The organism is Mesorhizobium sp. MC2-1-1 (assembly GCF_057597255.1).
Window position 1 is genome coordinate 1,272,204 of sequence record NZ_CP195205.1, and the last position, 20,722, is coordinate 1,292,925.

Annotated in this window: 20 protein-coding genes; 11 read left to right on the plus strand and 9 right to left on the minus strand. The window is 65.0% G+C overall.

Annotated features, from left to right (window positions below; translation table 11 throughout):
- Positions 1-6 precede the first annotated feature (6 nt).
- The 3 genes from ACR64R_RS06445 to efp all read right to left on the minus strand — a co-directional run bounded on the left by ACR64R_RS06445 (position 7) and on the right by efp (position 3,310).
- Positions 7-1,095: an acyltransferase family protein gene (locus ACR64R_RS06445; RefSeq protein ID WP_487360850.1), complete on the minus strand. Its 1,089-nt coding sequence runs from the start codon at positions 1,093-1,095 to the stop codon at positions 7-9.
- A gap of 107 nt (positions 1,096-1,202) precedes the next feature.
- A complete protein-coding gene (locus tag ACR64R_RS06450; RefSeq protein ID WP_487360851.1) occupies positions 1,203-2,459 on the minus strand; it encodes an MFS transporter in 1,257 nt (418 codons plus the stop codon).
- 281 nt (positions 2,460-2,740) lie between these two features.
- Complete coding sequence (efp, locus tag ACR64R_RS06455; RefSeq protein WP_487360852.1) at positions 2,741-3,310, minus strand: elongation factor P; 570 nt, start codon at positions 3,308-3,310, stop codon at positions 2,741-2,743.
- A 129-nt stretch (positions 3,311-3,439) separates the two neighbouring features.
- Between efp and epmA the strand changes: the two genes are divergently transcribed.
- From epmA to lpxK, 7 genes are all read left to right on the plus strand, one after another.
- Positions 3,440-4,480, plus strand: a complete 1,041-nt coding sequence (epmA, locus tag ACR64R_RS06460; RefSeq protein ID WP_487360853.1) for an EF-P lysine aminoacylase EpmA — start codon at positions 3,440-3,442, stop codon at positions 4,478-4,480.
- A 371-nt stretch (positions 4,481-4,851) separates the two neighbouring features.
- Positions 4,852-6,195, plus strand: coding sequence for a TldD/PmbA family protein (locus ACR64R_RS06465; protein ID WP_487360854.1), 1,344 nt, complete (start codon positions 4,852-4,854; stop codon positions 6,193-6,195).
- Positions 6,182-6,991: a 3'(2'),5'-bisphosphate nucleotidase CysQ gene (locus ACR64R_RS06470; protein ID WP_487360855.1), complete on the plus strand. Its 810-nt coding sequence runs from the start codon at positions 6,182-6,184 to the stop codon at positions 6,989-6,991. The genes ACR64R_RS06465 and ACR64R_RS06470 overlap by 14 nt, the downstream gene beginning before the upstream one ends.
- 73 nt (positions 6,992-7,064) lie before the next feature.
- Positions 7,065-7,310: a DUF4170 domain-containing protein gene (locus tag ACR64R_RS06475; protein ID WP_128259438.1), complete on the plus strand. Its 246-nt coding sequence runs from the start codon at positions 7,065-7,067 to the stop codon at positions 7,308-7,310.
- Positions 7,311-7,315: 5 nt separating this feature from the next.
- Entirely contained in the window at positions 7,316-8,095 is a 780-nt protein-coding gene (locus ACR64R_RS06480; RefSeq protein ID WP_487360856.1) for a lysophospholipid acyltransferase family protein, read from the plus strand.
- A complete protein-coding gene (waaA, locus tag ACR64R_RS06485) occupies positions 8,092-9,408 on the plus strand; it encodes a lipid IV(A) 3-deoxy-D-manno-octulosonic acid transferase (RefSeq protein ID WP_487360857.1) in 1,317 nt (438 codons plus the stop codon). The genes ACR64R_RS06480 and waaA overlap by 4 nt, the downstream gene beginning before the upstream one ends.
- Before the next feature lie 21 nt (positions 9,409-9,429).
- On the plus strand, positions 9,430-10,458 hold the full coding sequence (gene lpxK / locus ACR64R_RS06490; RefSeq protein ID WP_487360858.1) for a tetraacyldisaccharide 4'-kinase: 1,029 nt from the start codon (positions 9,430-9,432) through the stop codon (positions 10,456-10,458).
- Here the strand turns inward: lpxK and ACR64R_RS06495 are convergent.
- The 3 genes from ACR64R_RS06495 to ACR64R_RS06505 all read right to left on the minus strand — a co-directional run bounded on the left by ACR64R_RS06495 (position 10,423) and on the right by ACR64R_RS06505 (position 12,672).
- The gene (locus ACR64R_RS06495; protein ID WP_487360859.1) at positions 10,423-11,409 is read right to left on the minus strand and encodes a UDP-glucuronic acid decarboxylase family protein; all 987 of its coding nucleotides are present in this window, start codon (positions 11,407-11,409) and stop codon (positions 10,423-10,425) included. The genes lpxK and ACR64R_RS06495 overlap by 36 nt on opposite strands.
- Positions 11,410-11,529: 120 nt before the next feature.
- The gene (locus ACR64R_RS06500; protein WP_487360860.1) at positions 11,530-12,381 is read right to left on the minus strand and encodes a glycosyltransferase family 92 protein; all 852 of its coding nucleotides are present in this window, start codon (positions 12,379-12,381) and stop codon (positions 11,530-11,532) included.
- Positions 12,382-12,438: 57 nt separating this feature from the next.
- Positions 12,439-12,672: a DUF2093 domain-containing protein gene (locus tag ACR64R_RS06505; protein ID WP_487360861.1), complete on the minus strand. Its 234-nt coding sequence runs from the start codon at positions 12,670-12,672 to the stop codon at positions 12,439-12,441.
- A gap of 114 nt (positions 12,673-12,786) precedes the next feature.
- Here ACR64R_RS06505 and ACR64R_RS06510 point away from each other — a divergent pair, with 114 nt between their 5' ends.
- Positions 12,787-13,389: a hypothetical protein gene (locus ACR64R_RS06510; RefSeq protein WP_487360862.1), complete on the plus strand. Its 603-nt coding sequence runs from the start codon at positions 12,787-12,789 to the stop codon at positions 13,387-13,389.
- Positions 13,390-13,396: 7 nt separating this feature from the next.
- Here the strand turns inward: ACR64R_RS06510 and ACR64R_RS06515 are convergent, their stop codons facing one another.
- On the minus strand, positions 13,397-14,323 hold the full coding sequence (locus ACR64R_RS06515) for a LysR substrate-binding domain-containing protein (protein ID WP_487360863.1): 927 nt from the start codon (positions 14,321-14,323) through the stop codon (positions 13,397-13,399).
- 90 nt (positions 14,324-14,413) lie between these two features.
- Between ACR64R_RS06515 and ACR64R_RS06520 the strand changes: the two genes are divergently transcribed.
- Together ACR64R_RS06520 and ACR64R_RS06525 are read left to right on the plus strand one after the other, a co-directional pair.
- The gene (locus ACR64R_RS06520; protein WP_487360864.1) at positions 14,414-15,307 is read left to right on the plus strand and encodes a DMT family transporter; all 894 of its coding nucleotides are present in this window, start codon (positions 14,414-14,416) and stop codon (positions 15,305-15,307) included.
- 151 nt (positions 15,308-15,458) lie between these two features.
- A complete protein-coding gene (locus tag ACR64R_RS06525; protein ID WP_487360865.1) occupies positions 15,459-16,184 on the plus strand; it encodes a hypothetical protein in 726 nt (241 codons plus the stop codon).
- A gap of 21 nt (positions 16,185-16,205) precedes the next feature.
- Here the strand turns inward: ACR64R_RS06525 and mutL are convergent, their stop codons facing one another.
- Both mutL and ACR64R_RS06535 read right to left on the minus strand, forming a co-directional pair.
- Positions 16,206-18,086, minus strand: a complete 1,881-nt coding sequence (gene mutL, locus ACR64R_RS06530; protein ID WP_487360866.1) for a DNA mismatch repair endonuclease MutL — start codon at positions 18,084-18,086, stop codon at positions 16,206-16,208.
- 45 nt (positions 18,087-18,131) lie between these two features.
- Positions 18,132-19,034 carry a LysR substrate-binding domain-containing protein gene (locus ACR64R_RS06535; protein WP_487360867.1) on the minus strand — a complete coding sequence of 301 codons (903 nt, stop codon included), beginning with the start codon at positions 19,032-19,034 and terminating at the stop codon, positions 18,132-18,134.
- Positions 19,035-19,123: 89 nt separating this feature from the next.
- Between ACR64R_RS06535 and ACR64R_RS06540 the strand changes: the two genes are divergently transcribed.
- Positions 19,124-20,674, plus strand: coding sequence for a trimethylamine methyltransferase family protein (locus ACR64R_RS06540; RefSeq protein ID WP_487360868.1), 1,551 nt, complete (start codon positions 19,124-19,126; stop codon positions 20,672-20,674).
- Positions 20,675-20,722 lie beyond the last annotated feature (48 nt).

The window sequence follows — 20,722 nt, forward strand, 5'->3', positions numbered from 1 at the left end:
GCTCGGTCAGGCCGCCTCGCGCGCTGGTCGCGTCACCGGCTTGCTGGAGGTCCTGGCGGTGTTCGGCCCGTCGACATGCGCCCAGGCCGGCCTCTCGAACAGGAAGGTGCCGAAGCCGATGCGCTTGACGATGAAATAGAGCACCACCGGGCTGACGACCGAGACGAGCAGTACGGCTAGGCTGAGCATCCCGGTGTCGGTCAGGAGGCCGCTCGCCAGCATGACACCGCGGAAGATCGACATCGGTATGGTGAAGGCGACATAGACGACCAGCGAATGCTCGCCGAGCCACCGCAGCCATTCCATCGAAGCGAATTTCGACAGGAAACCGCCGGCGACGCAGAGCGCCACCGCGCCGGCGACGGCGAGCGCCAGATGCAGCGGCGGCCATGCCGCGAGGCCCATCTGCATGCCGACCGGCTGCATGGCATAACCTGGCGAATAGACGAGCAGGCCGTTGACGAGCGCCCACGCAAGCAGACCCGTAACGGCGATCGCCGGGCGAGCCTGTGTCCATTCGACCAGCCGGAAGATCAGCGGCGCGAGCACGAAGCCGAGATAGAAGAACACGAAATAGGCCGCGAACTGTTCCAGCGCGTAGCTGTCCGGCTTCGGCGCCCACATCTGGAGCGCGGCGGCGAGAGGGATGACGATCCAGTGCGGCACGCGAAGCTCGCGCAGCACGCGGATGACGACGCCGAAAACCGCCAGCATGTAGATGAACCACAGCACGCCATAGGGCTGGACGACGGCCATTGCGAGGTCGTGCAGCATACCGGCGGGATCGCGGCTGAAGATGCCGATCTTCAGCCCGATCGAGATGATCGCCCAAAGCACGTAGAAATAGAGATAGTGGACGACGCGGCGGTCGACATAGCGCCGCCATGGGCGGTCGATCACCTGCGACAGGAACAGGCCCGAGATCAGGAAGAATTCCGGCATCCGGAACGGCGTCGCGAAGCCGATGACATAATGCAGGAAGCCGACGCCGCCGGTGTATTCACCGGTGTTGTAGGCCGAGTACATCATCACCACCAGGATGATGGAAAGGCCTTTTGCCGTGTCCACCCACGGCATGCGGTTCGGGCTGCTCATGCGCGATCTCAAGGAAAATTCAACTGCCGCAATTCTAGCGGAACGGCGAATGTCCGGCAGCAACAAGCTTATGACATCGTAAACGGGATGCTTTTTCGGGGGCGGCGTTAACCATCGCCCGGCGCCGGAGCGGCTGCACGCGTCTCGCGCATCGCTATCGCGACGATCGCGCCCGACAGGAAGGTCAGCGCCGCGATTGCCGCGATCGCGGCGGCAAAGCCGAAGAAGTCGGCGATCAGGCCGGCGGACAGCGCACCGATCGCGTAGCCGAGATCGCGCCAGAAACGGTAGACGCTGAGCGAGCGCGCCCGCCAGGACGGATGCGAGGCGTCCGACACGGCTGCGATCAGGCTCGGATAGACCATTGCCGTGCCGAGACCGAGCAGCAGGCTCGCCAGCAGCCACCAGCCGAAATCGCGCGTCATGGCGGTGGCGAGGAGCCCCGCCGCCTGCACCCACATGCCGGCGACGATCAGGCCCTTGCGTCCCCACCGGTCGCTCAATGGCCCGGTCGCGACCTGGAATATGCCCCAGACAGCGGGATAAACCGCCTTGAGGATGCCGATGCGCTCGACGCCGAGCCCGTTGGCAACGAAGAAGAGCGGAAACAGCCCCCAACTCATGCCGTCGTTCAGATTGTTCACCAGGCCGGCTTGCGATGCCGCGAACAGGTTGGGGTCCCGGAATGAGGTCAGCATGAAGATCTCGCGGAAGCTGAGCGGTGAAGCCTGTTTTGGGTGGCTGGCCAGCTCCAGCCGCACATGCCCGCGCGTGTCCCGCACAAGCAGGATCGATAGCGCCGCACCCAGGATCGCATAGCCGACGCCGAGGTAGATCGGCACCGGACGCAGTCCGTAGCGGCTCGCGAGATAGCCGGTCAGGAAGGCGGTGACACCGACGGCGAGATAGCCGGCGAACTCGTTGAGGCCCACGGCTAGCCCGCGCGATTTCGGTCCGACCAGGTCGACCTTCATGATCACCGTCATCGACCAGGCAAACCCCTGGTTGATGCCGAGCAGCGCATTGGCGGCGACGATCCAGCCCCAGCTTGGGGCCCAGATGATGATGAAGGGCACCGGCAGGCCGAACAGCCAGCCCAGGATCAGCACGCGCTTGCGGCCCCATGTGTCGGCAAGCTGGCCGGAGACGAGGTTGGCGCAGGCCTTGACCACCCCGAAACTGACGATGAAGGAAACCACAAGCGTGGTCGAGGCGATCCCGAACTCCTCCGCGCCGATCAGCGGCACCACGGTCCGCTCGATGCCGACCATGCCGCCGACGAAGGCGTTGATCAGCACCAGCAGCGCAAACTGCTTCCAGTTGGCCTTGAGGCCGAGCGCGACGTCCGGCGCCGGCGTGCTCACGGCACGGCCCGGCCGTACGAGATCCGGGTCCCGACAGGGTCGAGCAGTCTGGGTGCGATGTTGGCGGTCATGAGACAACGCAGTCTAGTGAGCGAAACGATCCGCCGTTGAACCAATTATGTCAATTGGCAGTCCAGGACTCCACGCGAGCGCGCACCGAGCGCTGCCTGAAAAACGCGTCTGGGGCTACGGATATTTGCCGCTGCCGACGTGGCAGGCGCCGCGAACGAAATGACCCGCCTGTTATTCAGGCGGGCCGTCGCAAGCTGGACTCTAAGCGCTCAGTCCTTGGCACGCTCGACGTAGGAGCCGTCGGCGGTCATCACAACGATGCGCGTGCCGGCCGAGATGTGCGGCGGCACGGCTGTGCGCACGCCGTTGGAGAGAACGGCCGGCTTGTAGGAGGATGACGCCGTCTGGCCTTTGGTGACCGGCTCGGTCTCGACAACCTCGAAAGTGGCGCGTTGCGGCAGCGTGAGCGAGATCGGCACGCCGTTGAACTGCGCCAGCTGCACGGCCATGCCTTCCTGCAGATAGGGCGCGAAATCGCCAACCACGGCCTCCGAGGCCACGACCTGGTCGTAGCTTTCCGGATTCATGAAGTGGAAGCCTTCGCCGTCGGAGTAGAGGAAGGTGTGCTCGCGCTCCTCGACATAGGCCCGCTCGACCATTTCGGTCGTGCGGTAGCGCTCCGAGATCTTCACCCCGTCGCCGATGCGGCGCATGTCGAGCTGGGTCACCGGGGTGCCCTTGCCAGGGTGGATGTTTTCGGCAAAGAGGATGACATACAGCTTGCCGTCCTTATCGACGACGTTGCCTTTGCGTAAGGAACTGGCGATGACCTTGACCACGATATTCGATCCCGTTCGAGTTTTTCGGCCTGCAAGCGTCGATTGCCGCGAAGCGGCGACGGCGGCCATCGTGTGCGCCCTAGCGCATCTTGCGCCGAACCGCCAGCCTTCCAGCCGATTTTCCTGCCCATGACCGCCGCTTCGCCCTGGTGGACGCCGCATATCCATGCCGACCGCCGGCCACGGCTGATGGCGCGCAACGCCATCGCCGCCGCCCTTCGCTCCTGGTTTGCGGAGCGCGATTTCGTGGAGGTGACGACCTCGGCGCTGCAGGTCTCGCCGGGCAACGAGGCGCATCTCGCCGCCTTCGCCACCGAGGCGGTGGGGCCCGACGCATTCCGCCGGCCGCTCTATCTCCACACCTCGCCGGAATTCGCCTGCAAGAAGCTGCTCGCCGCGGGCGAGGAGCGCATCTTCAGTCTGGGCCCCGTCTGGCGCAACCGCGAGCGTGGGCCGCTGCACCACCCCGAGTTCAACATGCTCGAATGGTACCGCGTCGGCGAAAGCTATGAGACCTTGATGGCCGACTGCGCCGAATTCCTGGCGCTGGCGGCCGAGAAAGCCGGCGCCGAAAGCTTCCGATTCCGCGGCCGCGAGGCCGATCCATTCGCCGAGCCGGAGCGGTTGAGCGTGGCGGAAGCCTTTGCCCGCCATGCCGGTATCGACCTGCTCGCGACCGTTTCGCTCGACGGCCGCACCGACCGGGACGCTCTTCACGGTGCGCTGGTCGGAGCCGGCCTTCGCACTGCGCCGGACGACACCTGGGCCGACCTCTTCAGCCGGGTGATGGTGGAAAGGATCGAACCGGCGCTGGGGCAGGGGCGTGCCACCATCCTTTACGGCTACCCTATCTCGGAGGCCGCGCTCGCAAGGCCCAGCCCCACGGACCCGCGCGTCGCCGAGCGCTTCGAGCTCTATTGCTGCGGAGTCGAGCTCGCCAACGCCTTCGGCGAGCTCACCGACCCGGCGGAGCAGCGCCGTCGCTTCATCGCCGAGATGGACGAGAAGGAGCGTATCTATGGCGAGCGTTATCCTCTGGACGAGGACTTCCTGGCGGCATTGGCCGTTATGCCGCAGGCAAGCGGCTCGGCGCTGGGCTTCGACCGGCTGGTGATGCTGGCGACAGGGGCAACGAGGATCGAGGACGTGATGTGGGCGCCGATCGCTTGATTTTGGCCGCCGTCAGCCGTTGAGTCATGCCGGGATTTCCTCTCACCCCGCAAAACCAGGAATTGCTTGTAACCTTTGCGACCCATGCGGGCTCGTGGGCAAACCGCCACTTGCGAAATAATCCATTCTTCCCCCCCCATTCCCCCGGTGCTGCAGAGAGCACGCGACCAAGCCCCCCTCATCAGTGCCTGAACACTGTGCCGGTGATCGGAACCCCTTCTGGTTGCCTTGGGCGGTTTGGTCGCGGTTTCCTGATTGGCCTGCGCCCATTGCACAAGCGGCAATGGAACAATAGATGGGAGCGACAGCATCCATGGATGGCGCGGGTCCGCCCGACCTGACAGGCCGCGTGAACAAACAGGAACAACCATATGACCGATAAGCTCGACGCTGCGAAATTGACCGATCGGGTCGCGGCGCTCGTCGAGGCTGCCAGGCGTGCCGGCGCCGACGCTGCCGACGCTGTGGCGGTGCGCGGCCGCTCTGCCGGTGTGTCGGTGCGGCTGGGCAAGGTCGAGGGCACCGAATCGTCGGAGAGCGAGGATGTGTCGCTGCGCGTGTTCGTCGGCCGGCGCGTGGCGAGCGTCTCGGCCACCGCCGCTTCCGACCCGAAGGCGCTTGCCGAACGCGCGGTGGCCATGGCCAAGGTCTCGCCCGAGGATCCGTTCCAGGGCCTCGCCGATCCGGCACTGCTCGCGCGCGATTTGCGCGATCTCGACCTCTTCGACCCGACCGAGGTGCCTGCCGACCAATTGAAGGAGGCTGCCCTTGCCGCTGAGGCGGCCGCGATGGCTGTAAAGGGCGTCACCAATTCCGCCGGCAGCAACGCCAGCGCCGGCTTGGGCGGACTCGTGCTTGCCACCTCGCATGGTTTTCTCGGTCAGTATATCGCCTCGCGATTTTCCCGCTCGACCAGCGTCATTGCCGGGGAGGGCACGGCGATGGAGCGCGACTATGAATTCTCCTCGCGCCAGCATTTCGCCGATCTCGATGCGCCGCAGGACATCGGCCGCAAGGCCGGGGAACGCGCCGTGCGCCGCCTGGGCGCGCGCAAGGCGGTGACTGGCCCGGTCGACGTGGTGTTCGATCCGCGCGTCGCGCGCGGCATTGCCGGCCATCTCGCCGGCGCCATCAACGGCGCCGCGGTCGCCCGCAAGACCAGCTTCCTGCGCGACATGATGGGCAAGCAGGTGGCGTCGGCCGCGATCACGGTCACCGACGAACCCTTGCGCAGGCGCGGCCAGGCCTCGCGCCCCTTCGACGGCGAAGGCGTCGAGGGCGAGAGGCTCCTCATGGTCGAGAAGGGCGTGTTGAACCACTGGTTCTTGTCGACCTCGGCCGCGCGCGAGCTCGGCCTCGTCACCAACGGGCGCGGCTCGCGCAGCGGCTCGTCCGTTTCGCCGTCCTCGACCAACCTTGCCATCGAGCCGGGCGAGCGTTCGCCGGAAGACCTGATCGCGTCGCTGAAACGCGGCTTCTACGTCACCGAGGTGTTCGGCCAGGGGGTCGATATGGTGACCGGCGAATACAGCCGCGGCGCCTCCGGCTACTGGATCGAAAATGGCGCGCTGGCCTATCCGGTGGCCGAGGTGACGATTGCCTCCAACCTGAAGACCATGTTCCTCAACATGGTGCCGGCGAGCGACCTCGACCGCAATTTCGGCACGGCGGCCCCGACGCTCCTGATTGAGGGGATGACCCTTGCCGGCGCTTGACCAACTCACATCGAGCGCGGCCCGCGACGATCTGGCCCTGCTGCGCGATGCCGCCCGCGAGGCCGGCGCCATAGCCATGGGTTATTTCGGCAACAAACCGCGGGTGTGGATGAAAGGCGGAACCTCGCCGGTGAGCGAGGCCGACCATGCCGCGGACGCCTATCTGCGTGAGACCTTGCTCAGGGCGCGCCCGGACTATGGCTGGCTGTCGGAGGAGACCGCCGACGATCACGCGCGTTTGTCGGCCCGCCGCACTTTCGTCGTGGATCCGATCGACGGCACGCGCGGCTTCCTCGATGGCCTGCATTCCTGGTGCGTCAGCGTCGCCGTGGTCGAGGACGGCCGCTCGCTGGCCGGCGTGCTCGAATGCCCCGCCAAGCAAGAGACTTACTGGGCTCTGCGGGGCGAGGGCGCCTATGTGAACGGCAAGCGCATCCATGTGCGTCCGCTCGGGCATGACGTCGATATCGGCGGACCCAAGCCGCTGGTCGACTCGATGCCGGAAGCCTGGCGGGACAGGCTGCGGCGGAGCGCCTACATTCCGTCGCTTGCCTATCGGCTGGCCCTGATTGCCGCCGGCAAGCTCGACGCGACCTTCGTCAAGCCGAGCGCGCATGACTGGGATATAGCCGCCGCCGATCTTATCCTCACCGAGGCCGGCGGAGCGTTGTTCGACCGCGATGCCAGGCCACCCCGCTATGCCGGCGAGGTGATCAGCCATGGCGCGCTCGCGGCCGGCAGCGGCGAACTGCTCGGCGTGCTTACTAGCGTCATTGCCGGGCTTGACCAAGGGTGAGGCAGTCGGCGGTTCCAAAACCGGCCACTTTGGTCTAGACCTGTCAAAATTCATGGATACGCGAAGGATCGGCATGGCCGTGGAAGACGGAAAGAAGCAGCTTTTGCACCTTGTGTTCGGCGGCGAGCTGAAAAAGCTGGGTGGAACCGAGTTCCGTGATCTCAACGCCCTCGACATTGTCGGCATCTATCCCGACTATCAAAGCGCCCTTGGCGCCTGGAAAGCCAAGGCGCAGGCCAGTGTCGACAATGCCCATATGCGCTATTTCGTTGTTCATCTGCACCGGCTGCTCGATCCGGAATCGAAGGTCGGCGGTTGACGTCGATGGAGCATGAAGCGGTGAAAGGGGCGACGCGGCGGCGCGCTGGCAGACGCGGTGGAACGCGTACGCTTTGGCGGCGCATCCGCGAGCCGTTGGCGCAGTCGAGTTTCGTCAAGAACTTCATCGCCAGCCTGTTCGCCTGGTTCCTGCGGCTGATTCGCGTTACCAGCCCGCTGGTCGAAGGTTCGACGAAGGTGGCTGGCGGCGCCTATGCGCATCTCGAGCCCGGCATCATCGCGCTGTGGCATGGCCAGCATCTTCTGACCCCTGCCTATTACCCCGAGGGCCGCCCCCTGGTCGCCATGGTTTCGCGCAGCGCCGACGCCGAACTCCAGGCGCTGATGGTTGAGAAATTCGGCATAGAGGCCGTGCGCGGTTCCGGCGGCCGCAACAGTTCGAAACATCTCGACAAAGGCGGCGCCAAGGCCTTGATAGCGCTCAAGAGGTCGCTCGTGGCCGGCAAGAACGTCGCCATGATCGCCGACATTCCGCACGGCAAACCGCGCGACGCCGGGCTAGGCATTGTTCTTCTGGCAAGGCTTTCCGGCCGGCCGATCCTGCCCTCGGCCATCGCCACCAGCCGCCGCAAGGTGCTTGAGAAGAGCTGGGACAAGACCACCATCAACCTGCCTTTCGGGCGCTCCGCGGTCATCGTCGGGTCGCCGGTCTTCGTGCCGGCCGATGCCGACGATGCCGAGATGGAGCGCAAGCGCCAGGAGGTCACCGCCTCCCTCAACGCCGCGACGGCTGAGGCCTATCGCCTCGTGGACGGCGGCAAATGAGCGAGCGCTGGGCGCGTGCGGCCCTGACCGCTTATCGCTATGCGGGGGCGGTCGCCTATCCGCTCGTCGGTCCTTATGTCGCCTGGCGCGCCTCGCGCGGCAAGGAGGATCGCGCCCGCCGCCGGGAGCGCTATGGCGTCGCCGGCTGTCCCCGGCCGGAGGGGCCGGTGATCTGGATCCATGCCGCCAGCGTCGGCGAGACGATCGCGGTGGTGCCTCTGATCGAGAGCATCCTGGACTATGGTGTCAACATCGTCCTGACCACCGGCACCGTAACCTCGGCCAAGGTCGCCGACGAGCGCCTCGGCAACCGCATCATCCATCAGTATGTGCCGCTCGACCTGAAGCCCGCGGTCAGCCGCTTCCTCGATCACTGGCGGCCGGAACTGGCGATCATCGCCGAATCGGAAATCTGGCCGATGACCATCCTGGAGCTTGGCGCCCGCAACGTGCCGCAGGTTCTGGTCAACGGCAGGCTTTCGGACCGGTCCTTCACGTCGTGGAAGAAACGTTCCGGCGTCGCCGAGGCCCTGTTCGAGAACCTCGCCCATGTCATCGCCCAGTCGGATGTCGATGGCGAACGGTTCCGCGCGCTCGGCGCCCGGCCGGTCACGGTCTCCGGCAACCTCAAGGTCGACACCCATCCGCCGCCGGTCGATGAGCGGGCCCTGGCCACCCTGCAGCGCCAGATCGGCGATCGCCCGACCTGGGCGGCGATCTCGACTCATGACGGCGAGGAGGTTGTCGCCGCGGAGGTTCACGCCAGCCTGCACAAGCGCCATCCCGGGCTTTTGACCATCATCGTGCCGCGTCATCCCGACCGCGCCGACGCGCTTGCGGCCCAGATTTCCGGCATGGGGCTGACGGTCGCACGGCGCAGCAAGGGTGATCGCATCTCGCCCGACATCGATATTTTTCTGGGCGACACGATCGGTGAGATGGGCCTCTATCTGAGGCTGACGGAGATCGCTTTCGTCGGCCGCTCGCTGACTTCGGAGGGCGGCCAGAATCCGCTGGAGCCGGCGATGCTCGAAACCGCCGTGCTTGCCGGCCGCAACGTGCAGAATTTCCGCGAAGCCTATCAGCGCCTGCTCGACAGCGGTGGCGCCAAGCTGGTGCGCGACCGCGATATGCTGACCGGCGCCGTCAATTTCCTTCTGACCAACGAAGTGGCGCGCCATGAGATGATGGCGGCGGGTGCGGCCACCGTCGACGAAATGCGCGGCGCGCTTGCCCGGACGCTGAAATCGCTGGAGCCCTACATCCAGCCGCTGGTCGTCAAGGCGCGCCTGAAAGGCGCAAACGGGCGCTAGAACAAGCATGGGACGGGTGCGATGACCAGCGAAGCGCCGCCCTTCTGGTGGGAAAAGCCCGACTGGCGCGTGTTCGCATTGTCGCCGGCCTCCGCGATCTACGGGCTGGTCGCCGGCCGCCGCATGCGTCGCGCCCCGCGCGAGAAGGTCGCGGCGCCCGTGCTTTGCGTCGGCAACCTTACCGTTGGCGGCAGCGGCAAGACGCCTGTCGCCATCGCCTTGGCCAAACAGGCCAGGCGCATGCGGCTTACTCCCGGCTTCCTGTCGCGCGGCCATGGCGGCTCGTTCGCCAAGCCGCATATCGTCGATGCGCATCACGACGCCGCCAAGCATGTCGGCGACGAGCCGCTGCTTCTGGCCGAACATGCGCCGGTCGCGGTGACGGCGAACCGCGCCGCCGGCGCGAAGCTGCTCATCGAGGGACATGGCTGCGACTTCCTGATCATGGATGACGGCTTCCAGTCGGCGCGCATCCATATCGACTATGCGCTGGTCGTGGTCGACGCCCGCTTCGGCATCGGCAACGGCCGCGTCATCCCGGGCGGGCCGCTCCGCGCCAGGATCGTCGACCAACTGGTCTTCACCAGCGGCTTGCTGAAGATGGGCGAGGGGGCCGCCGCCGACGGCGTCGTTCGCCAGGCGGCGCGCGCCGGCCGGCCCATCTTCCTGGCGCATGTCGAGCCGGCGGATCCGTCGCGATTTGCGGGGGGCCGCTTCCTTGCCTTCGCCGGCATCGGCCATCCCGAGAAGTTCTTCGACACGGTGCGCGGAGCGGGCGGCGAGGTCGCCCATTCGCGCGCGTTTGCGGACCACCATTTCTACGCCCAGGACGAACTTGCCGACCTTCTGGCGCTGGCTAGGCGGGAGGGGCTGCGCCTCGCCACCACGGCGAAGGACGCCGCCCGGCTTCGCCACGGCGAGACACCAGCCGGTTTCCTCGATCAACTGGACGTGCTCGATATCGAGGCCGTGTTTGAACTCGATCATGTGCCCGAGCGCATCATCGACGAGACGCTAGACGCCTGGCGTCAGCGCAGGATGCGGGGCTGAATTTCGAGGCGCTCGCCTCAATTGCCGTTGATAAGCCGGCGGAAGTAGCGAACCGTCTCGCCAGTCCGCGAGAGCGACGCGAGGGGACCAGTCCAACGCCGAACGCGCCAGGCTTATGTCGGGTTGGCGCTGCTGGGGATCGTCCTGCGGAAGCGCCTTGAACTCGATCTTGGACTTGCCGCCGACAATGCGCAAGACGAGTTCGGCCAGCTCCAGGATCGTGACTTCCGTCGGGTTTCCGATGTTGACGGGCCCCACGAAATCATCCTGTGTCGCCATCATCCGGGTCATCGCGTCGATGAGGTCGTCGACGTAGCAGAAGCTGCGCGTATGGCTTCCGTCGCCGTAGATGGTGATGGGGTCGCTGCGCAACGCCTGGACGATGAAATTGCTTACCACACGGCCGTCCGAGGGGTGCATGCGCGGCCCATAGGTGTTGAATATGCGCACCACCTTGATCGGCAATTTCGACATGCGCCGGTAGTCGAAGAACAGCGCTTCGGCGCATCTCTTGCCTTCATCGTAGCAACTGCGGGGACCGGTCGGGTTGACATGGCCCCAATAGGCCTCGGTCTGGGGATGGATTTCCGGATCGCCATAGACCTCGGAGGTGGAGGCCTGAAGGACTTTCGCTCCGGACGCGGACGCAAGATCGAGCATGTTGATCGCGCCGTAGACGCAGGCCTTCGTCGTTTCGATCGGAATGCGCTGATAGTGAACGGGCGAGGCCGGGCAGGCGAGATTGAAGATCTCATCGGCTTCGGCGTGGAGCGGCACGGTCACGTCGTGTCTCACCAGTCTGAACCGTGCATTGTCCGAGAGGTGGCGGATGTTTTCGTCCGAACCAGTCGAGAAATTGTCGAGACATGTCACGTCTCGGCCTCTTGCCAGCAAAAGGTCGCATAGATGCGAGCCGATAAAGCCGGCGCCCCCGGTCACCAGAACCTTCACGCCAAATCCCCCAAATACCCGCCACCTCTATAGCTTCAGATTCACGAGCATGTCACGCACCTCGCAGAAAGTGTTTTTCGCTGCCGCGTCGATTGCACCGATTGTGTTGCGAGGCAGTCGCTAGGTGCCTTGGCGGGGCTGCCGCATCGCATCCAGGATGGCCTCGTCGCGCTCGAGGTTGAGCTTGCGTTCGAAGTCGAAATGCCGATCCCTGTCGCGCAACGCCGAAGTCGAAGCGTCGCCGCGCCGGACTTTCTGGTCGAGGTCGGCGAGCGACCGCGACCAATAGTGATTGATCCTCAGGATATCGAGCCTGGGTGACATGCCGGGGACAATCGTCCGCCGATGGGTGTCCAACCCTTCGCCAGACAGGAATTTCGACTGATGGACGCCAACCTTGTAGACCATGCGCGGGTTCAGGATTGTCTTGACCGTCGTGACGTCCGGCCCGGCTCGCATCGTGTAGGCCTCAACCACCGGGATTTCTGGCCGCTCGACATGGCCGGAGGAGCCATAGAACGCCTGCCACGCGCAAACGCCTGGAAGGTCGCGATAGTCGCTCAGAACCGAGGGCACGTCGCGTCCGTCGGGCGCGAAAAGAAACTCGTCGATGTCGAAGAATCCGATCCACAACGCTTCGCGCCAGCGTTTGCGGATGCAGTCCCTGTAAGCCGACAACTGCCCCACCGGCCGCGGCCAGTCGACCAGCGTAACCAGGCCTTCCTGGATGAACGGATCCAGTACGGTTTCGTAGTCGTCGGTCGAGAAGTTGTTGTAGAGATAGAAATGCTCAAATCCCACACTCCGGTGGAAGCTGATCCATTCGGCCAGGAACGGCGCTTCCTCACGGAATATCGCGCAGGCCGCCAGGTTGAACCTTGGTGCTTTCGAGACCGCCCGATCGCGCACTCGCGCACGCATGATAAGCGGCATGCGAACCAGGGTCTTGAGAGATTTCTTGAGGTTCTTCAATGCGATACCCTAAGCGCGGTCGAGATTGATTGCCACGGCGCCGTCGGCTCGCATGGCCTATCCCCGCTTGCGCAATTCCGGGTGCATCTCGATCTCGCGGGCAAGTGACACTGCCGCGCTCACATAGGGCTCCTGCCGGGCGACGCTCCAATATTTGAGTTCGTCGATGGGAATGTTCTCGCCCGTCACCGCGCAGCGCACGAACGAGCCGGGACTGGTGACCTGGAAGTCGCCGTCCAGATAGCGGATCCGGGCTTCCCTGCCGCCCGGGCCTTCGAAACGATTCATCATGAAAGGACGCTTGAGTTCATCGGGTTTCAATCGCCACAAATCATAAGCAACGTCAAGCTTGACGCAATGTTCATGCAGTATGGCTGAGCGCCAAATCGTTTCCGGAAACCCGGTATGGACATCACCCCGACCCGCTTGAACACGCCGATCAATGAGGCGCTCACGCCGAAGGCGGTGCCATCGTCCAAGGCCGATCCGGCGGCGGCAGCCCTGATCAAGGCGCTGGTCCAGCCGCCAGCGCCAACGACGGGGCAGGCGGCGCAAATCGCAGCCCAGTCGCTGCAAAGTGCGCAGCCACGCCAGGCCGCTCCGGCATCGCAACGTCTGTCGTCCTCCGAGGTCGAGGATGCCTACCGGGCCTTCATGGAGCCCGATGCCGCCACCGACGATGCGCCGGCCAGACCCTCGGCGGGCAGGGCGGCAACCGATGCCGATCAGGCTCCGCGCGGCTTCGTTCCGCCACCGGCGGCGGCTGCCGACAATATGTGCAGGCCCGCGGTTGCGCCAGAACTGTCCATATTTTCTCCGGCCGTCTCTTCCACTTCGGCCTTGGTCGCCGCCAATGCCAACGCGCCTCAGCCGCGCGGTGCCTCCGCCCGTCCCGCTGGTCATGCCCCGCGATCGGAATCCGCGCCGATATCGCTTTGGACGATCTCGGCTGTCACGGCCGTCGTCTCGGCGGTGACGGCAACGATCATGGTGCTTTTGCTTCGCTGAATCCCGCTCAGACGTCGTCTTGCAGGAAAGCTTCGAGCTTTTCCGGAGCGAGCCCGGCCTGTTCGGCGATGCGCCTGGCAAGGTCCGCCGCGGCCGCGCGCGGCCGGCCGACCGGACGGTCCATCCAATAGGAGACGGGATTGAGCGCAACACGCTCGTCGACGCCGACGATACGGCCGGATCGGAGCTGGTCCGCTGTCAGCGGCGGTCGCGCCAGCGCGATGCCCAGCCCGTGCGCCGCCGCGTCGAGCACAAGGTTATAGTCCTCGAAACGCCTGTCCTGCGGACGGGGGCGGTAATCGATGTCCTGCGCCGCAAGCCATGCGCGCCATCCGGATGCGTCTGAATCGTTGATCAGCGGGAACTTCAGCAGCCGGGCAGGATCGCCACGCCCGATCTCCTGTGCGAGTTCGGGCGAGGCTATGGGAAAAATCTGCTCCTCGAAAAGCTGTACCGAGACGCGGCCGGGGATGCGGCCGCGCCCGCAGCGCACCGAGAGATCGATGCCTTCGTCGGCGAGGTCCGCCTGGCGGTTGTCGACATCGAGCACGATGCGCAGTCGGGTCGGATGGTTTTCCAACGCGGCCATGCGCGGCATCAGCCACAGCCCGCTCACCGAGGGGATCGAGGCCAGCCGCACCACGGCGGTGCCGCGCGGCTCGACCCAGCGGTCGGAGTTGACCGAGATCAGCGCGAAGGCCTCGGTGGTGCGAAGATGAAGCCGGTTGCCCTCAATGGTCAGCGTCACGCCGCGCGCGTTGCGCTCGAACACCTTCAGTCCCAGCCAGCCCTCCAGCTTGGCGATTTGGCGGCTCACCGCGCCATGGGTGAGGTTGAGTTTTTCAGCCGCGGCCGAGAAGCTTCCCGTTCGTGCCGCGGCGTCGAAGGCGCGCAGGGTTTCGAGCGGCAGTATCTGGTCTAAGCTGTGATCCATTCTCACAGCTGATCCTTGAATTGGTCGTTTGTCAATTGACCGGCAATGGCGCTTTCTGCCTCCATGACACAGAAAGACGAGGTTACTGCAATGAGCGCTTACGCGGGCACGTTGAATGAGACACAGCGCATGGACACCACCGCCGCGATCGCGGTGGCGTTGACGGTCATCGGCTGGGCCTCGGCTTTCCCGGCGATCCGCGCCGGTCTTGCCGCCTTCCAGCCGCTGGAACTCGGCGCTCTGCGCTTTGGAATCGCGGCGGTTCCGGCCGCCATCTTCCTCGCCATCAAGCGTCCGGCGCTGCCCAGGTTCGACGAGCTGTGGCGCTTCGCCTTCGGCGGCGCCATCTTCGTGGCGCTCTACACGGCGATGCTCAATTTCGGCGAGCTGACTGTCTCGGCAGGCGCCGCCGGCTTCATCATCAATGTCAGCCCGATCTTCACGGCAATCATGGCCATGGCGCTGCTCGGCGAGCGCTTTTCCGGCATCGCCTGGTTGGGCACCGTAATCTCCTTCACCGGCATCGGCATCATTGCGGTCGCCGACGGACACGGCCTGCATTTCAACGCCGGCGCTATGCTGGTGCTGGGCTCCGCGCTATGTTCCGCTGTCAACACCATCGTCCAGAAGCCGCTCTTTGCCCGCCATCATCCGCTGACGATCTCAGCCTCCAACATGGTCCTCGGCGCGCTCTGCCTTTCACCGTTCCTGCCGGAAGCGTTTTCGCAGGCAGCGGTCGCCGACACCGCCGGCCTCGGCGCCGTCATCTATCTCGGCATCGTGCCCTCATTGATCGCCTATGCCGCCTGGGCGACCGCGCTGTCGCGACTGCCGGCCGCCCGCGCCTCGAACTTCCTCTACCTCGTCTCGCCGACTTCCGCCTTGATCGGCTTCTTCTGGCTGGGCGAAGTGCCGACCCTGCTGGGCGTCCTCGGCGGCGCACTGGCGCTGGGCGGCGTGATCGTAGTGAATTTGAAGAGATAGATCAGTGGTTTGGAGCCGTTTTCGGACCCGATCTGCCAAGATCCGCCTCGCCAGTTCCTGCCGCTTGATGCAGGCATCAAGCAAGCTATCCTGATCCGCCTGGACGAAGGGGGTTGGGATGCGAAGAGGGACGATCACCGCGGTTGGCTGCTTGCTGCTGCTAAGCCATAAGGCGTTCGCGGGCTGGTATCAGGTGGAAAACTACGAAGGCTCGATCGGCCCGACCCCGGTCCACCTCTCGCTGCAGAAATATGCCGGCTTCGGTAGCGGCATCACCGTCGAGGGAAGCTATTTCTACGACGCGAGGCAAACCCCGATCGCAATCTACGGCAAGGCTGACGGCTCAAGGCTCTCGCTATGCGAGATCGCGGACGACAAGGAATTCGAGCGCGTCCTGGTGACGGGCTCGAAGACTCCTGTCGACACCACCGGGTGCCCCTTCTCGCTCGAACTCACCGACAACGCCGCAACCGGCAACTGGAGCAAGGCCGGTGACATATTTCCCGTTACGCTGAGGAGGGTCGCGAGCCTCGACGACACCAGCGACTTCAAGATCGACGGGACCGTCGAAATTCCGTTTTGGGCCGAGACGACCATCGATCGGTTTGCCGGCATCTACACCAGATCCGACGCAGGCATCTGCATGACCAAGCTGCAGGTGATCAACAAGAAGAAGAGCAAGGTCGTTCAGGAAATCCGCTTCGATGATCCGGACTGCAGCGCCGGCATGCTCATGACCCCCATTTATATGAATGTGCAGAAGTGGGTGGAGGGCGGCAAGGACGTCATCTCGGTGAATTTTCGCGATGGCGGCGCCGGCTACACGCAGGATTACGCCTTCAGCTCCAAGGCCAGGGAATACCGCAAGAGGAAATGATGCCGGTCGTCGGTCGCGCTCTCACCGCCGCCCGAACAGCCTTTCGATATCGGCGAGCTTGAGCTCGATATAGGTCGGCCGGCCATGATTGCAGGTGCCGGATCCGGGCGTCGCCTCCATCTGGCGCAGCAGCGCGTTCATCTCCTCGGCCTTGAGCAGGCGCCCTGACCGCACCGAACCGTGGCAGGCCATCGTCGCGGCTATCCTGTCCAGCCGTTCTTTCAGCGTCTCGACGGTGTCGTTGTCGGCGATCTCGTCGGCGAGGTCGCGCACCAGCTGTTGCACATTCGTCTCGCCGAGCATGGACGGCGTTTCGCGCACCGCCACGGCGCCCGGGCCGAACCGCTCCAGGCCGAGGCCGAACCTTGCGAGCGTGTCGGAATGCAGCGCCAGCCGTTCGGCATCTTCTTCCGGCAGGTCGACGATCTCGGGCAAAAGCAACATCTGCGATGGCACGGCGCGCGAATGCAGCGCGTTCTTCAGCGCCTCGTAGACCAGCCGCTCATGCGCGGCGTGCTGGTCGACGATGACAAGCGAATCCCGCGTCTGGGCAACGATGTAGTTTTCATGCACCTGCGCGCGCGCCGCGCCCAGCACCATGCCGAGCAGCGCCTCCGCCGGCTCCGCGACGCCGGCCCGGGCATCGGCACTGGCGAGCGGACCGGTATCGAAGGCGGCCTGCTCGTTCTCGGCGAAGCCGTTGGACCGCGGCCGTGCTTCACCGTAGCCCATGTCGAGTGGCCGCTGCGCCGAGCGCGCCAAATTCGAACCATGGTCGAAGCCACCCGAGGCGCGATAGGCCGCCTCATAGCTGCGGTGGCCGCCGGCCGGACCGGGGTGGGAGTAGGCTGCGGCGCCGGGCCGGAAGGCCGCCATCATACCGACGGCCCCCGTGGTTGCCGCGCGGATCCCGGCACCGGCCAGCGCCTCGCGGATTGCCCCGACGATCAAGCCGCGCACCAGGCCTGGATCGCGGAAACGCACATCGGCCTTGGCCGGATGCACGTTGACGTCGACGGTCGCCGGATCGAGCGACAGGAAGAGCACGGTCACCGCGTGCCGGTCGCGCGGCAGCACGTCGGCGAAGGCGCCGCGGATAGCGCCGGCGATCAGCTTGTCGCGTACCGGCCGTCCATTGACATAGGCATATTGCTGCAGCGCGTTCGCCCGCGTGTAGGAAGGGATTGAGACGTGGCCGGCGAGATGCACGCCGTCGCGCATGGCATCGATGGCAATGGCATTGTCGGGGAAATCCTTGCCCATGACTTGGGCGACCCGCGCCAGCCGCCCCTCCGGGGTATCGCTGGTAGCGGGCAATTCCAGTGTCGAGCGGTCGGAGCCGGCAAGCGTGAACCGTACGCCGGGAAAGGCGATTGCGATGCGCTTGACGACATCGCTTGTCGCCGAGCTTTCGGCCCGCTCGCCCTTCATGAATTTGAGCCTGGCCGGCGTGGCGAAGAAGAGGTCGCGCACCTCGACGGTGGTGCCGCGATTGGCCGCCGCCGGCCTCACCGCCGAGACGCGGCCGCCCTCGATGCCGATCTCGGCTGCGTTGTCCCCAGTCGCTGTGCGCGAGCGGATCGACAGCCTTGCGACGGAACCGATCGAAGGAAGCGCCTCGCCGCGAAAGCCGAGCGAGCGGATATCAAGGATGTCGTCGGAAAGCTTCGAGGTGCAGTGCCGCGCGACCGCCAGCGAGAGTTCCTTCTCGGCGATGCCCGAACCGTCATCTGTGACGCGGATGAGGTTGAGCCCGCCGCCCGCCGTGACGATTTCGACGCGCGACGCTCCGGCGTCGAGCGCGTTCTCGACCAGTTCCTTCACCACGCTCGCGGGACGCTCGATAACCTCGCCGGCGGCGATCTGGTTGATCATCGTTTCTGAAAGCTGGCGGATGGGCATCAGAGGATTATAGGCGGATTCGAACGGTGTGGGGGAGGGGTAACTTCACGCCTGGGCCACCAGCCAGTCCCTCACCTTGCGCGCGTTGTCGCTGAGATCGCGATTCTTCGGCCAGATGACATGGAAGGCGATGCCGGTCCGCATGACATGATCGGTCAATGGCACCAGCAAGCCTGACGCCACCAGACGCTGGACCAGATGCCGCCATCCAAGCGAGATGCCTTGCCCCTCCATGACCGCCTGGATCACCAGGGCATAATCGTTGATGCGCAAGCCGCGCTCCGCATTGCGCAGGCTGGTGCCGGCGGAGGCGAACCATTCGTCCCAGGTCGGCGCCTCGCGATAGGGCTCCTCCAGGTGGATGAGCCGGTGGGTCGCCAACTCCTCGACCGTGTTCGGCTTGCCGAACTTGGCGAGATAGCTTGGGCCTGCCACCGGGAAGATCTCTTCGTCGGAGAGCGATAGCGAGTGATAGTCCGGCCAGTCCCGCGGCACGCCGCCGCGCACGCCGAGCGGAATGCCCTCGGCGATGATGTCGAGGTCGCGGTCGGCGGTCTGGATGCGCAGGTCGATGCCAGGCAGCTGGTCGCGGAACTGCTGCAGGCGCGGCATCATCCAGAACGAGCCGAAAGCGGTCGAGGCGGCCAAGGTCACATGCCCGCCCGTCGCCTGCAGGCGAAGGTCCTCCGCCGACTTGCGGATATGCGAGAGACCCAGTGATACGTCGGCATGGAAGCGCTCGCCGGCCTCCGTCAGGAGCACTTGGCGGTGGCGGCGCTGGAAGAGCTTGGCGCCAAGCTGCTCCTCCAGTCCGCGCACGGCATAGGAAACGGCCGCCTGAGTCATACCGAGCTCGCGTCCGGCGGCGGTAAAGCTGGATAGCCGGCCTGCCGCCTCGAAGACGATCAGGCTGCCGGCCGATGGCAGGAGGTGGCGCAAGCTTCGCATAAGGTGAGCTTATACTGAAGATCAGGATTTTCCAGCGTCACAGCCATATTTAGCATCGCTAACGTGGATGGCGGGAAGAAGGAGCCTCCATGAACGCACCGGCCGTCGAAATGACCGAACAGACCCACCGTCGCGGCGGTGGCCGCCTTGGCCGCAAGGCGCTCAGAAGCGCGCCGGTCGCGTCGTTTCCGACCCTTGTCCGGCAGATTCCCGTTTACGAGATCGTGCCTGACGAGGCGGTTGAGCTGATTCACGAGGAATCACTCAAGATTCTAGAGGAGGTGGGTTGCGAATTCCGCGACGATGGGGCGATCGAGCTTTGGAAGTCGGCCGGCGCTGATGTGAGGGAGACGCGTGTCCGCATCGACCGCGCGCTCCTCATGGAGCTTGTCTCGAAGGTTCCGTCGGAGTTCACGCTCCACGCCCGCAACCCCGAGCGCACCGTGCGCGTCGGCGGCAAGAACTCGATCTTCGTGCCGATGTACGGCGCGCCCTATATCCGCGACCTCGACAACAAGCGCCGCTACGGCACGCTTGCCGACCTCAACAATTTCCACAAGATGGCCTACATGGCGCCGGCGCTGCATTCGTCGAGCTCGGTCATATGCGAGCCGATGGAAATCGCCGTGCCGAAGCGGCATCTGCATATCATCCATTCGGCGCTTAGATATTCCGACAAGCCCTTCATGGGCATCGTGACGTCGAAGGAGCGCGCCGAGGACACGATGGCGATGGCGGGCATCGTGTTCGGCGAGGAGTTCGTGCGCGACAATCCTGTGCTGGTCTCGATCACCAACTGCAATTCGCCGCTGGTGTGGGATGCCACCATGATCGACGCCATGCGGGTCTATGCCAGCAACAACCAGCCGCTGATCCTGGCGCCTTTCGCGCTCTGCGGTGCCTCGACCTCGGCTTCCGCCGTCGGCGCGGTGGCGCAGGTCAACGCAGAGGCGCTTGCAGGCGTGGCGCTGACCCAGCTTATCCGGCCCGGCTCGCCGCAGATATACGGGCAGTTCATGGTCACCGTGGACATGAAGACCGGCGCGCCGATGGGCGGCACGCCGGAAGCCGCGCAGATGATGTACCTGATGGGCGCGCTGGCCAGGAAGTACAAATTGCCCTGGCGCACTTCCGGCTTCCATGTCGGCTCGAAGCTCAACGACGCCCAGGCCGGCTATGAGGCGAACATGCTCATGCATGCCGCGATCCTGTCCGGGGCCAACTACATCTGGCATTCGGCCGGCTGGCTGGAGGCGGGTCTGACCTGCGGCTATTCGAAATTCGCCACGGACTGCGAGCAGCTTGTCGCCTGGTACAAATATGCCGGCGGCGTGCCATTCGACGATTTCAAGGAGGCTCTTGCCGCGATCCGCGAGGTCGGCCCGCAGGGCCATTTTCTCGGCACGCAGCACACGCTCGAGCATTTCGAGAGCGCCTTCTTCATGCCCACTATCATGGACTTCAATTCTTTCGAGCAGTGGAGCGCCGAAGGCGCGAAGGACCACGACACGCGCGGCCGCGAAAAGGCGCGTAACATGCTCGCCGACTACCAGGAGCCGAAGCTCGACGAAGGCATTGCCGAGGGTCTCGCGGATTTGATCGCGCGACGTGAGGAAAAGCTGCCCGACAGCGTTAGTTGATGGACAGTAGCGTCAGTCAAACAAACGGGCGAAGACCCGATCAGATCA

Bases quoted from the DNA above. Each gene is read 5' to 3' on its own strand.
- ACR64R_RS06445 (WP_487360850.1), bottom strand. From the start codon at position 1,095: ATGAGCAGCCCGAACCGCATGCCGTGGGTGGACACGGCAAAAGGCCTT.
- epmA (WP_487360853.1), top strand. From the start codon at position 3,440: ATGACCGCCGCTTCGCCCTGGTGGACGCCGCATATCCATGCCGACCGC.
- ACR64R_RS06465 (WP_487360854.1), top strand. From the start codon at position 4,852: ATGACCGATAAGCTCGACGCTGCGAAATTGACCGATCGGGTCGCGGCG.
- ACR64R_RS06475 (WP_128259438.1), top strand. From the start codon at position 7,065: ATGGCCGTGGAAGACGGAAAGAAGCAGCTTTTGCACCTTGTGTTCGGC.
- ACR64R_RS06480 (WP_487360856.1), top strand. From the start codon at position 7,316: ATGGAGCATGAAGCGGTGAAAGGGGCGACGCGGCGGCGCGCTGGCAGA.
- waaA (WP_487360857.1), top strand. From the start codon at position 8,092: ATGAGCGAGCGCTGGGCGCGTGCGGCCCTGACCGCTTATCGCTATGCG.
- lpxK (WP_487360858.1), top strand. From the start codon at position 9,430: ATGACCAGCGAAGCGCCGCCCTTCTGGTGGGAAAAGCCCGACTGGCGC.
- ACR64R_RS06505 (WP_487360861.1), bottom strand. From the start codon at position 12,672: ATGATGAATCGTTTCGAAGGCCCGGGCGGCAGGGAAGCCCGGATCCGC.
- ACR64R_RS06510 (WP_487360862.1), top strand. From the start codon at position 12,787: ATGGACATCACCCCGACCCGCTTGAACACGCCGATCAATGAGGCGCTC.
- ACR64R_RS06515 (WP_487360863.1), bottom strand. From the start codon at position 14,323: ATGGATCACAGCTTAGACCAGATACTGCCGCTCGAAACCCTGCGCGCC.
- ACR64R_RS06520 (WP_487360864.1), top strand. From the start codon at position 14,414: ATGAGCGCTTACGCGGGCACGTTGAATGAGACACAGCGCATGGACACC.
- mutL (WP_487360866.1), bottom strand. From the start codon at position 18,086: ATGCCCATCCGCCAGCTTTCAGAAACGATGATCAACCAGATCGCCGCC.
- ACR64R_RS06535 (WP_487360867.1), bottom strand. From the start codon at position 19,034: ATGCGAAGCTTGCGCCACCTCCTGCCATCGGCCGGCAGCCTGATCGTC.
- ACR64R_RS06540 (WP_487360868.1), top strand. From the start codon at position 19,124: ATGAACGCACCGGCCGTCGAAATGACCGAACAGACCCACCGTCGCGGC.